Annotated in this window: 12 protein-coding genes; 2 read left to right on the top strand and 10 right to left on the bottom strand. The window is 60.2% G+C overall.

Annotated features, from left to right (window positions below; all coding sequences use genetic code 11):
- Positions 1 to 75: 75 nt before the first annotated feature.
- From ldcA to IEV40_RS09135, 7 genes are all read right to left on the bottom strand, one after another.
- A complete protein-coding gene (gene ldcA, locus IEV40_RS09165) occupies positions 76 to 1,032 on the bottom strand; it encodes a muramoyltetrapeptide carboxypeptidase (protein WP_188420768.1) in 957 nt (318 codons plus the stop codon).
- The gene (locus IEV40_RS09160) at positions 1,029 to 1,961 is read right to left on the bottom strand and encodes an alpha/beta fold hydrolase (protein ID WP_188420766.1); all 933 of its coding nucleotides are present in this window, start codon (positions 1,959 to 1,961) and stop codon (positions 1,029 to 1,031) included. The genes ldcA and IEV40_RS09160 overlap by 4 nt, the downstream gene beginning before the upstream one ends.
- A gap of 120 nt (positions 1,962 to 2,081) precedes the next feature.
- Positions 2,082 to 2,585 (bottom strand): tRNA adenosine(34) deaminase TadA, encoded by a 504-nt coding sequence (gene tadA / locus IEV40_RS09155; RefSeq protein ID WP_188420764.1) that lies wholly within the window; start codon positions 2,583 to 2,585, stop codon positions 2,082 to 2,084.
- Positions 2,586 to 2,600: 15 nt separating this feature from the next.
- Complete coding sequence (gene queD, locus IEV40_RS09150; RefSeq protein WP_188420762.1) at positions 2,601 to 3,050, bottom strand: 6-carboxytetrahydropterin synthase QueD; 450 nt, start codon at positions 3,048 to 3,050, stop codon at positions 2,601 to 2,603.
- Positions 3,051 to 3,054: 4 nt separating this feature from the next.
- Entirely contained in the window at positions 3,055 to 3,690 is a 636-nt protein-coding gene (queE, locus tag IEV40_RS09145) for a 7-carboxy-7-deazaguanine synthase (protein WP_188420760.1), read from the bottom strand.
- Between the two features lie 83 nt (positions 3,691 to 3,773).
- Entirely contained in the window at positions 3,774 to 5,417 is a 1,644-nt protein-coding gene (locus tag IEV40_RS09140) for a Na+/H+ antiporter (protein ID WP_188420757.1), read from the bottom strand.
- Positions 5,418 to 5,503: 86 nt separating this feature from the next.
- Positions 5,504 to 6,187: a YoaK family protein gene (locus tag IEV40_RS09135; protein WP_188421178.1), complete on the bottom strand. Its 684-nt coding sequence runs from the start codon at positions 6,185 to 6,187 to the stop codon at positions 5,504 to 5,506.
- 260 nt (positions 6,188 to 6,447) lie between these two features.
- Between IEV40_RS09135 and IEV40_RS09130 the strand changes: the two genes are divergently transcribed.
- Positions 6,448 to 7,026: a TetR/AcrR family transcriptional regulator gene (locus tag IEV40_RS09130; RefSeq protein ID WP_188420755.1), complete on the top strand. Its 579-nt coding sequence runs from the start codon at positions 6,448 to 6,450 to the stop codon at positions 7,024 to 7,026.
- Between the two features lie 100 nt (positions 7,027 to 7,126).
- Positions 7,127 to 7,606 carry a nuclear transport factor 2 family protein gene (locus tag IEV40_RS09125; RefSeq protein WP_188420753.1) on the top strand — a complete coding sequence of 160 codons (480 nt, stop codon included), beginning with the start codon at positions 7,127 to 7,129 and terminating at the stop codon, positions 7,604 to 7,606.
- A 106-nt stretch (positions 7,607 to 7,712) separates the two neighbouring features.
- On the opposite strand, the gene IEV40_RS09120 is transcribed toward IEV40_RS09125, so the two are convergent.
- The 3 genes from IEV40_RS09120 to IEV40_RS09110 form a co-directional block, all read right to left on the bottom strand.
- A complete protein-coding gene (locus tag IEV40_RS09120) occupies positions 7,713 to 10,148 on the bottom strand; it encodes a TonB-dependent siderophore receptor (protein WP_229724033.1) in 2,436 nt (811 codons plus the stop codon).
- Between the two features lie 107 nt (positions 10,149 to 10,255).
- The gene (locus IEV40_RS09115; protein ID WP_188420750.1) at positions 10,256 to 11,272 is read right to left on the bottom strand and encodes a FecR domain-containing protein; all 1,017 of its coding nucleotides are present in this window, start codon (positions 11,270 to 11,272) and stop codon (positions 10,256 to 10,258) included.
- Between the two features lie 14 nt (positions 11,273 to 11,286).
- On the bottom strand, positions 11,287 to 11,790 hold the full coding sequence (locus IEV40_RS09110; protein WP_188420748.1) for a sigma-70 family RNA polymerase sigma factor: 504 nt from the start codon (positions 11,788 to 11,790) through the stop codon (positions 11,287 to 11,289).
- Positions 11,791 to 12,089 lie beyond the last annotated feature (299 nt).

The raw sequence follows: 12,089 nt of genomic DNA, 5'->3' as shown, positions 1-12,089 counted from the left end.
TTGCAGGCCTGCTTGCCGGGACTTGTCAGGTCTTGCCGGAATGAAAGACGAGAATGGAAGACGAAAGTGCGCCGTTCAGCGCAGATAAGGGTGGCCGCGCATCTGCAAGGTGAAGCGCCCGCCGGACGCCTGCAGATGCGCCTGCGCGCCGACGGCAAGCGTGGCCTTGTCTCGGCCGTGGCCGAACGGCAGGCCAGTCAGCAGCGGCGCCTGCAGGCGCGCACGCAGATAATCGATCATCTGCGCGAAATCGTAACCGTTGTCGTAGTCGCTCAGTCGGTAGCCGGAGAAATCACCGAACAGGATCGCACGCTGCTTCTGCAGCACGCCCGCATGCAGCAATTGCAACATCATCCGCTCGACGCGGTACGGATGCTCGTTGATGTCTTCGACGAACAGGATGCCGCCGTCGATCTGCGGCAGCCACGACGAACCGGCCAGATGCGTCAGCATCGCCAGATTGCCGCCCCACAGCAGGCCTTCGACGTCGCAATCGGGATTGCCTTCGCCCTCGCCTGCAGCGGTATGCGTCGGCTGCGTCAGGCATTGCCAGAAATCGGTCAGCGTAAACACGCTCGGCTCGTCGCGCACGAAGTCGTCGCACAGCATGGGCCCGGCAAAGCTGATGCCTCCCTGCTGCAGCAAACCCATCTGCAATACCGTGAAATCGCTATGGCCGACGAACAATTTACCGCTGGCAACCAGTTGCGCGAAATCCAGCGACGGCAGCAGGCGCGACAGGCCGTAGCCGCCGCGCAGTGCGAGCACGATATCGATGTCGGCATCGTTCGCTGCCGCGTACAACTGTGCGATGCGCTCGTCGTCGCTTGCGCCGAAGCGCTGGAACTTTCTGTCGGGATCGGTGAAATCGCGCACGATGCAACCCTGCGCACGCAATGTGGCAATGCCGCGCTCAACCAGTTCCGGGCGTGGCGCATAACCGCTGGGCGCGACGATGGCGATGCGCGGTGCGCGCCTGCCGCCATCGGTCGCCAGCATGCGCAGGCGTTCGTTCAGTCCGGCTTCTGTCATGCCTGCGCGGCCTGCAATTCGGCGGATACCTGATCGGCCGACGACGCCGCGCGGCAATGCTCGCCTATCCATTGCGTGATCTGCGGCATCAGCGCATCCGGCAGATCGTGTCCCATGCCGTCGACTTCCTTCATCACGGCGCCCGGCACCAGCCGAGCCGTGTCGCGACCGCATTCGACCGGCACCAGCGGATCGGCCTTGCCGTGGATGACCAGCGTCGGCACATGCACCTGCTTCAGCAATTCGACACGGTCGCCGGAAGCGGCAATCGCCAGCAACTGGCGTGTAGTACCGACCGGCTCCAGGCTGCGCTCGACGCCGATACGGATACGCTGGTACAGCGTATCGTCCGTCGGCATGAATTCACGGCTACCGATGATGCGCACCGTCTGCACGAAATGCCAGGTGACGGCATCGACGCCCTTCTCGATCGGCGGCCGGCGGAACAGCACCTTGCGCGCGTCCTTCGTCGGTTCCGGCAAGCCGCGACGGCCGCTGGTGGACATGATGGATGTCAGGCTCAGGATGCGTTCCGGATGGCGTGCAGCAAAAATCTGCCCGATCATGCCGCCCATCGACACGCCGACCACGTGCGCCTTCTCGATACCCAGCGCATCCAGCACGCCGACGGCATCGGCCGCCATGTCGTCCAGCAGATAGCCGGCCTTCAACGGCAGACGCAGCATCAGCTTCAGCAAGGCCATCAGCACGTTCGGTTCGCCGAGATGCGAGAGCTTGGTCGACAGACCGCTGTCGCGGTTGTCGATACGGATCAGGCGGAAGCCCTGCTTCACCAGCGCATCGCAGAAGGATTCTGGCCAGGAGACGAGCTGCATGCCCAGTCCCATGATCAGAAGGATCGGCTCGCCGTCGGGATTGCCCAGCGTGTCGTATTCGATATCGATGTCGTTGACGTGTGCGGTCGGCAAGGCGCGTGCTTTCGTGGAATGAGGAAAAAGAAAAAGCGGCCGCCAGTCGGACCGCGCATGCATGCTGCGATCATACCGTCGGATAAACGATCGTGCCAGCGCTCAGGGCGCGGCCGGAGATCAGGCAGACAGGTCGGATTCGCCCGCGCGCAGCGATTGCGCCGCGCGACGGCGCTCGGCGAAGAATTCCCTGAGCAGTGCGCCGCAATCGTCGGCCAATACGCCGCCGACCAGTTCCGTGTGATGGTTCAGCTTTTCATGCGCGAACAGATCGACGATAGAACCGCAGGCTCCCGTCTTCGGATCGGTCGCGCCGTAGACCACGCGCGCCAGCCGCGCATGCATCATCGCGCCGGCGCACATCGCACACGGTTCCAGTGTGACGAACAGTTCGCAACCCGGCAGACGATAATTGCCGAGAATCGTTGCCGCCGCACGCAAAGCCATGATTTCGGCGTGTGCGGTCGGATCGTGATTGCCGATCGGCTGGTTGAAACCGGTGGCGATCACCTCGCCGTCGCGCACCACGACGGCGCCGACCGGTACTTCGCCCAGCGCCCAGGCATTTCTTGCCTGATCCAGCGCCTGGCGCATCCAGATCGCATCATGGGCGGCCTGCTCCATCGGCTCCATTTCGCTTCAGCTTTCCGCCGTGATTTCGGCCCAGCAGTTCGGCGTTTCGTGCAGCACCAGCTTGTGCAGGCGCAGGCCGGTGCCGTAGCGGTCGGTGTAGACGGCGTTCAGGATATCGAACGCGGTCTGCGCCAGATTTTCCACTGTCGGAATGCGGTTGATGATGACGGTCTTGTGTCCCGGAATGCTTTCCAGAAAGCCCCGCACCTTGTCATCCTTTTCATAAACCAGGAAGGCGTGGTCCCAGACGTCGATCAGGTGTTGCTTCGCCAGCGACTTGATGTCGGAGAAATCCATGATCATGCCGTTGTCCGAGCTGCCTTCCTCTTCGATGACATTGCCGACCAGCGTGATTTCCAGCACATAGCGATGGCCGTGCAGATTGCGGCACTGGCTCTTGTGATCGGGAATGCGGTGGCCGGCGTCGAATTCGAGCTTGCGGGTGATGGTCAGCATGGGATTACGGTATCTGTAAAAGTTTGTGGGTCTGCAGGCTCAGCTTCCATTTCGGATTACGCTTGCAGACGTCGATCGCGAGACGCGTGTTTTCTTCCTGCTGCGGGCCGTCCATCGGCTGCACGAAAAAGTGGTCGAAGACCAGGTCTTCATAATCGTCCAGCGACTGGTTTTTCTGCGGAATAACGACCTTGAGTTCGCTGCCGCGGCGCACCACCAGCGGCGCACCGATCTTGGGGCTCACGCAAACCCAGTCCACACCATCTGGCACCGGCAGCGAGCCGTTGGTTTCGATCGCGATCTCGAAGCCGGCCGCGTGCATCGCATCGATCAATGCGGCATCCAGCTGCAGCAGCGGTTCGCCACCGGTAAAGACGACGTATTTGCTCGCAGCATAGGAAGCCGGCCACAGCGCATCGATGGTCTGCGCCAGCTTGATTGCATCGGCAAACTTGCCACCGCCTTCGCCGTCGGTGCCGACGAAATCGGTATCGCAGAAGCGGCAGATGGCCGTCGCGCGATCGCTTTCTCGCCCCGTCCACAGATTGCAGCCGGCGAAACGGCAGAACACCGCCGGACGCCCAGCCTGGGCGCCTTCGCCTTGCAACGTGTAGAAAATTTCCTTGACGCTGTACGTCACGGTGAGGGCCTCATTCGATGGAAACGGAACCCGCCATTATAGATCAGCGACGCTCTGCAGGCAGAGTACACCGCGCTTTGCCATTAATGTTCCGAATCCCGCGATAGCGCGCCTTCGGTCAGGTCCAGTTCCCGCAGCAAGCGTCTGTGCAATCCGTCGTCGAGCTTGCTGTGCAGCCACAACTGGAACAATTCCTCGCGCTCGGCGTGGATCGCCTCCAGCCGCAGATTGCGCTCCGCCTCGGCCACGGTACGCGCCCGCATCGCTTCGTCGCCATCACTGGTGCCGTAATCCAGCCGCCGCCGATACAGTTCCGTCACCCGTGCGATGGCTTCGGGATTGGCATCGTAACCGCGTTTTTCGCCCGGCTGGGCAATTCTGCCGAGATGGCGCAGCGCCGCTTCCGCCGCCGCTGCACGCGCCCAGCCCTCTTCCTTGCCAACTATCGGCTGCGGCACGAATTTCAGGTTGCGCGTAAGCAGCGGCAGCGCAATGCTCGCACTCAGCAGCGACAGCAGGATCACGCCCTTGGCGAGAAAGATCAGCAGATCGCGCTTCGGAAACAGGCTGCCATCAGGCATCAGCAATGGCAAGGTCAGTATGCCGGCCAGCGTCACCGCGCCGCGCACGCCGGCGAATGCCGTCATCAGCAGCAAACGCAGCGATGGCTTGGTCGCTTCCTCCTGATCGCGACGCTTGCGGAACAGCGTGAACTTCAGCGAACTCCAGACCCACAGGAAACGCAGCACGGCCAGCACCGCTGTGATGGCCACCACGTACAGCAACAGCCACGCCGGATGACTCATTCCCAATTCGGCTGCCACCGCAGGCAATCCCTCGATGGTGGTACGCAATTGCGCGCCGAGGATCACGAAGATCACGCCGTTGAGCGCCATCTGGATCGTGTCCCAGACCGCAATGCGCTGCATGCGCGTCGAAGCGAGGCGGCGGCCGAACATGTCGGCGTAATGCGTGGTGATGCCGGCCGCAGCTGCTGCCAGAATGCCGGACACGCTCATGTGATCCGCAGCCAGATAGGCGGCAAACGGCACTAGCAGGCTGATCAGGATCTGTCCGCCCGGATCCTCGCCTGCCACTGTGACCAGCCAGCGATTCAGTATGCCGACCAGCCACGCCACCGCAATCCCAACCAGCAGGCCGCCGCCGGCCGCCATCAGGAAATTCAGCGACGCATCCACCAGAGAAAAAGTCCCCGTAATCACAGCTGCGACGGCAAAACGGAAACAGACCAGCCCCGACGCATCGTTGAGCAGCGATTCACCTTCGAGGATGTGCATCAGCCGCGACGGAATCGGGCTTTGCGACGCGATTGCCGACACCGCCACCGGATCGGTCGGCGACAGGATCGCGGCCAGCGCCAGCGCCGCCGCCAGCGGCACCGACGGAATCATCCAGTGGATGAAATAGCCGACACCCAGAACCGTGAACAGCACCAGTCCGATCGCCAGCGTCATGATGGGCCGCACGTCGCGGAAGAAGGCGCTTTTCGGGATGCGCCAGCCGTCGAGGAACAGCAGCGGCGGAATGAAGAACAGGAAGAAGAATTCCGGATCGAGCGGCACGCGCAGGCCGAATCCGTATGAAAGGCCGGCACCGACGGCAATCTGCACCAGCGGCAGCGGCATCTTGAGCGGCAGCATGCGGGCGATGAAACCGGCAGCCACGACAGCCAGCAGCAGAACAAGCGAAATGGTGACGGAATGCATCGGCGGCGCGTAAGGATGATCGGCCTTCGATTATGAAGCAGAGATTGCTATTCCCGGCAGACAGTTACGTTTTTTCACGCAGCATGTCATTGCGGTATTGCAGCCGGCACCGCATCGCGCAGCAGGCTGGTCCACAGCACCAGCAACGGCGGAATGACGGCGCACCAGACGCCCACCCACAAATAGGCCAGCGCGCCGATCATGCAGCCGATGGCGAATGCCGCCAGGCTGCTCGCCATCACCGACAGGCGTGCCTTGATATCCGCCAGTTGCTGTCCCGAAGCGCCGTGCAGCAGATCGGCCACGTCCAGCATGATCTGCGTGGTCGTCCCCGTCATCAGCGTGGTCGGTGGCGCATTGGAAAGATGCACTTTCTGCACCGCGTTCTGGATCGACATTGCCGTCACCAGCATCATGCCGGTCGCGATCGCCTGCCAGGTGTCGCCGTCGTGGAATGGCCCCCAGTAGATTGCCAGCGCCGCACTGACGATCAGCAGAATCAGCATCAGCCCCAGAAAGGTGCGCAACACCGGCAAACCCCATGCGAGCAGCCAGTAGCGCAGCAAACGCATCGCTACTACCACGACGCAAAACACCGGCAAGGCCAGCAGCTTGGCGACCGCACCCGAAGCTCCCTGCGCCATCGACGCGCCCAACGTGACGAAGTTGCCCGTCACATGTGCGGTGAATAGGCCGTGCAGCATCAGGAAACCCATCGTGTCGACAAACCCGGCATTCAGGCTCAGCAGCTTGGGGACGTTCGGTTTCAGTGCCATGCGTTCTTTCCCTGTCTTTTTATCCATTCGATCCGAAGCGGCAATTCTATATGCAAGACGGCAATGCTCCACAGTGCAAAGCGTCGATGCAGGCACCGATAAAGGCCCCGACGCAGCCATGCCATTTCCATGCCAGCGTATGGCCGCATCCAGAATTTTTCGCCGCGTCGCATTTTTTTCACAAAAGCGCTTGACGCATAGAGAACGATCGTTCTACCATTCATTCAACAAAAGAGAACGACCGTTCTACCATCATGCAAACCGACATCGACACACCCAACGACACGCTGAAAAAACTGCTCGACACCACCGAGCGGCTGATCTACGCCGGTGGCATCGGCGCCACCGGCATGGACCAGATCGTCAAGGTATCCGGCGTTGCCCGCAAGACGATCTATCGTCATTTCAAGACCAAGGACGAACTGGTTGCCGAAGCGCTACGCAAACGCGACGAACGCTGGATGAACTGGTTCATCACCGAAAGCGAGAAAGGCGGCACGCCGGCCGGCAAGCTGCTGGCAACTTTCGATGCGCTGGAACAATGGTTTTTCACGCCGGATTTCCGCGGCTGTGCATTCATCAACGCCGCCGGCGAGATCGGCGATCCAACCGATCCGATCCGTGCCGTCTCGAAGCTGCACAAGGTCAAGCTGCACGATTACCTGCTACAGCTGACGAAGGAATACGGCGCAGCCGATCCGGAAGAACTGGCCTATGAATTCCTGATGCTGATCGACGGCGCCATCACGGTGGCGCTGGTCATGAACGACCGGAATGCCGCCCGCAAGGGAAAGCAGCTTGCGCGCAAGCTGCTTGGCAATCGAGCCGAATAGTTTTCACGGAGATGGATCGATGTGTCTTCTCCGTTTTCATTTGCAGTCGTCTGTCGTTTTGTAGTCGCTTTTTCCGCCCACTTATTTCAAGGAGAACCGCATGTCCGCCAATCCGAACGTTCGCCCGCCGCTGCCACCCTTCACTCGTGAAACCGCCATCCAGAAAATCCGCCTCGCAGAAGACGGCTGGAACGGCCGCGATCCGGCCAAGGTCGCCCTCGCCTACAGCGTCGATACCAAATGGCGCAACCGCGCCGAATTCATCAAGAACCGCGACGAAGCGCAAGCCTTCCTCGCGCGCAAATGGGCGAAGGAACTCGACTATCGCCTGATCAAGGAACTGTGGGCCTTCACCGACAACCGCATCGCCGTGCGCTATGCCTACGAATGGCACGACGACGCCGGCAACTGGTTCCGCTCCTACGGCAACGAAAACTGGGAATTCGGTGAGGATGGTTTGATGAAAGTGCGTCACGCCTGCATCAACGATCTGCCGATCAAGGAATCGGAACGCAAGTTCCACTGGCCGCTGGGCCGTCGTCCGGATGATCATCCGGGGTTGTCTGAATTGGGACTGTAATTGCTTAATCGCCACACGGCAAAATTATCGTGTGGTGTGGTTGATGAGTAAAAAACGGGCACGACGCCTATTCGCGTCGCGCCCGTTTTTATCTTCGCTGAAAACTTTAAAAACGATAGGTTGCACTAGCAACTACGCTGCGGCGTGCACCGTACCAGCAATCGCCGCGCGAAAGGCAGCTTGCCACGTAGACCTCGTCGGTCAGGTTGTTGATGTTCAACGCATAACGCCAATGACGGTTTTCCCATGCCAGCATCGCGTCATACAGCGTGACGGACGGCGTGGTCGGTGCATCGCCATCGCGGAAGGAACTCATGTAACGTACACCGGCTCCGGCGGAGAAACCATCCAGGCCTGCCACCGAGAAACGCCATTTCCCCCACAGCGCTGCCTGATGCTGCGGCACGTCGTCGAGATCTTCATCCAGATCGGTGTAGTTGTAGTGTGCCAGCACGTCTATGCTCTTCGTAATGGCTCCCCGCCATTCCAGTTCTACGCCGCGGCTCTTCGTACGGCCTGCCTGGATCTGGTTGTTTCCATTATTCGGATCTTGAATCTGCTGGTTTTCTTCGCGGATGCTCCAGATCGCAGCAGTGACTTGGCTATCTCCATCCGCTGGCATGTATTTGACACCACCCTCGACCTGCTTGCCTCGCTTTGGCTTATAACGCTCACCATAGAAATCGGTACCGCTGATCGGCGTGAAAGATTCGCTATAACTGACATACGGCGACCAGCCGTTTTCCGCCAGATACATCAAACCGAGACGCTTCGTGGTCGCGCGATCCTTTTCATCCCCGCTGCCCTCCACCTCATTGCTAGCACGATCATGGCGCAACCCTGCCACCACAACCCAGTTACTACCGATCTTCATTTGATCCTGCAAGTAGAGACCGACTTGCCGTTGCACAGCACGCGGCTCCTCCGACAATGAAACAGGAGCAGGATTGCCATAGACCGGATCGTAGATATCGATCGTGTCGTAGGATGCTACATACTGCGAATCGCGATCGCGGCGATAACGCGTGTAGTCCAGACCTGCAAGCAACGTGTGATGCACATTTCCTGTCTGAACTTTCCCTTGTAGATGTTGATCCAGCGTCGCGACATGCACTTTGGTGACACTGTAATCCGCATCGCGCTCAATGATGCGCTGGTTGACCGGATCCAGCGGGAAGCCGGTACCGCCAGTGCGCAACCAACCGCGCGCATAGTGGGTGAAATAATCCACTTTGTTAACTGCGTAGCGGAAATTCTGACGGAAGGTCCATTCATCATTGAACTTATGTTCGAGGAAATAACCCAGTGATTCACGATCAGTATCGTAACGGTCGGTCGGCTCTCCAATGAAACGCCCCGTCGGAACACGACCGTTCGGATTAGGCAGCACCATGCCCTCCCATGGCAGGAACTGAGACGTCGAACCGGTGCGATCGCGCTGAATCAACGCTTGCAGGGTCAGTGTCGTGGCACCATTCGGCTTCCAGGTCAGCGACGGCATCAGTAACGAGCGATCGTCTTCCACATAGTTGACCTGGGTATCGGCATCACGGCCAACCGCTACCAGCCGATACAGCCATTCGCCGTCGGCAGTCAGCGGCCCGGTAACGTCGGCCTGCAACTGCCGCAATCCACGGTTACCAACCAGCACGCCCACTTCGCCCTGGAAGGTTTCCTGCGGACGTTTGCTAACCAGATTCACCACGCCCCCTGTGCTGCCCTGCCCGTACATCATCGCCGCCGGTCCGCGCAGCACTTCGATGCGCTCCAGCGTAAACGGATCGGGACGCGCCGCGCTGGTGTAATAATCGTTCGCCTGCCGCAATCCGTCGATGTACAAATCCGGCGTACCGCTGCGCACGAGAATCGAATCGGTACGCGAATCCAGACCATAAGCATCGGAACGCACGCCGGCGGCATAGGTCAGCGCATCCTGAAGATTCAGCGCACCCTGATCGACGATCTGATCGCGGGTGACGACAGTTACCGCCTGCGGTGTTTCCGCCAGCGGCGTATCGGTCTTGGTAGCAGTCGCCGAGCGCGTTGCACGATAGCCGACGACAGGGCCGAAGGCATTTTCCGCATTCGTCACCACGTTGACAGCGGGCAGCGTCGAAACCGGCGTTGCACCATCCGTTTCAGGCGCCTTGTGCAACGAGAAGCCACCGTTCGTCTCGGCCACCGGTTGCAACCCCGTACCAGCCACCAGCATCACGAGCGCTTCACCCACCGTATAACTGCCGTCGATGCCGCCGGTCTGCTTGCCGGCCACCTCGGCTGCCGTATAGGAAATCATGACGCCGGCGCTCTGGCCGAGACGGATCAATGCCGTCTCCAATGAGCCGGCCGGGATCGTGTAATGCTTGCGTGCAGACTGCGCCTGCTCGGCATGCACAGCTGCAGGCATGGTCAGCAATACGGTGCCGGCTGCCGATGCAAACAAGGCATGGCCAACCGCCAATGCAAGCGCACGGCGCTTCAGGTTTCGCGCAGGCGATGCCGCAATGGAGCGCACATGGGCGCGCGGTGAGTGTCGATACATGAGGAGATTCCTTTTCCCGAGAGTGAAAATGCAGTCTTCATCTTCCTTGCCCCGCGAGAATCGAAAACACCTCAACTTTTTTCAAAATATTTTTCGCGACCTGCCGGTCAGCCTTTCTGCTCCAACGCATCGCGCGGCTTCAATCGCACCCAGTAGCGTGTCAACGCATGAATTTCGACCGGCAACGTGCGCTGCAGCATGTCCAGTACACGGTCGGTGTCGGCCAGCGGATAAATGCCCGAGACGCGCAATGCGGCAATAGCAGGATCGCAGCCGAGACTGCCGTTGCGGTATGGCGCCAATGCATCGAGGAAATCGTCCAGCCGCATCTCGCGTGCGACCAGCATGCCGCTTGCCCAGGCGGCCGATTGTTCATCGACATCCGCCAACGGCATCTCTGCACCATCTTGCGAAAAACGGGTCTGCTGTCCCGCCTGCACGACATAGTCCTGATCCCGCGCCTTGGCCGGACGAACGCGCACCGCTCCCTCGAATACCTCGACCTGGACATCCGCCTGCCGCTGGCGAACGGTAAAGCGCGTGCCCAGCGCCTGCAGGCAACCTTGCGCAGTCTGCACATAGAATGGCCGGGCGACAGTCTGCGCGTCCGGCGCAGTCTCGATCAGTATCTCGCCTTCCAGCAGCGTGACAAGTCGCCGGCCCGCATCAAACTTCACGTCGACAGCGCTGCGTGCGTTGAGCACCAGTCGGGTACCGTCGTCGAGAACGACGGTACGCCGCTCTCCGGTACCGGTACGATAATCAGCCAGCCATTCGCGCGCCGGCACACGCTCCACTGCCAGCCATGCACCGCCCGCGGCCGCCATGATCGCCATCAGTTTTGCTGCGCGACGACGTCCTTTGTCCGGCACACGCTCGGCAGCCAGCACATCATGTGCAGCGGATGACGGCAATGTGCGCAACCCGGCAAGAAAGGTTTCCACACGTTGCCAGGCTCGCTCGTGTTCCGGCTTTTCCGTCCGCCAGGCCTGCCATGCCTCGCGCATTTCCTGCGTGACATGCTCACCCTGCAGCAGCACCAGCCAGTGCACAGCTTGGCGGCCAATGGCATCAGGCAACGGCGATTCGGACGCATCCGGCAGAATGGCAACAGGAATATCCATGAATTTTCGTGAAATCAGGCGGCAAACAGGCAGCGATGCAGTGCCTTGGCGATATGACGCTGCACAGTGGCGAGAGAAATGTTCAGCTCGGCGGCAATCTGCTGCTGCGTCATGCCGTCCAGTTGCGACAGCAGGAAGACACGCCGCACCACCACTGGCAGGCCATCGAGACGACGATCGATCTCGATCAGAGTCTCCAGCAGGATCGCTCTGGCTTCGACATCCGGCACTTCCGGTTCCGGCAAGGCCGCCAACGCCTCCAGCCATGCTGCCTCGACATGTCGCCGACGATAGAAATTGGCGACCAGCCCTTTCGCCACAGTCGTCAGGAAGGCGCGCGGCTCCTGCGGCGCAATCATTTCCTCGCGATTCAGCAGGCGCATGAAAGTGTCATGCGCCAGGTCTGCTGCATCGAAGGAATTGTCCAGTTTCTTGCGCAGCCAGCCTTGCAACCAGCCATGGTGATCATGGTAGAGGGCGTGCACTTGCTGGCGTGTCGCGGATTCGGCCACTGGCATGAGAATATGGCGGCCGGAAGTGCCGCACAGAACGGAATGATAATAATTCTCATTATATTGCCGAGCACAATGGCGACGCAACGATTGCCCATATGACATGTTCTTGTCTTTTTGCTCTGATTTTTCATGAGCAATGCAGCAACCGCCCCACAGGTTATTGCCTGGATGAATGCTCGATATCCGAACCCTGACGGCGGCATTCTTCGGCTGACAAACGTATTGACTGAAGAGACGGCCTTACACCACAATCAACGCGATTTCTAACGAACTTCACGCCTGAAGGCATCGGCACCATAACG

The sequence above is a fragment of the Oxalicibacterium solurbis genome (assembly GCF_014635845.1).
Lineage (GTDB): Bacteria > Pseudomonadota > Gammaproteobacteria > Burkholderiales > Burkholderiaceae_D > Oxalicibacterium > Oxalicibacterium solurbis.
This window is presented reverse-complemented; position numbering and strand designations above follow the sequence as displayed.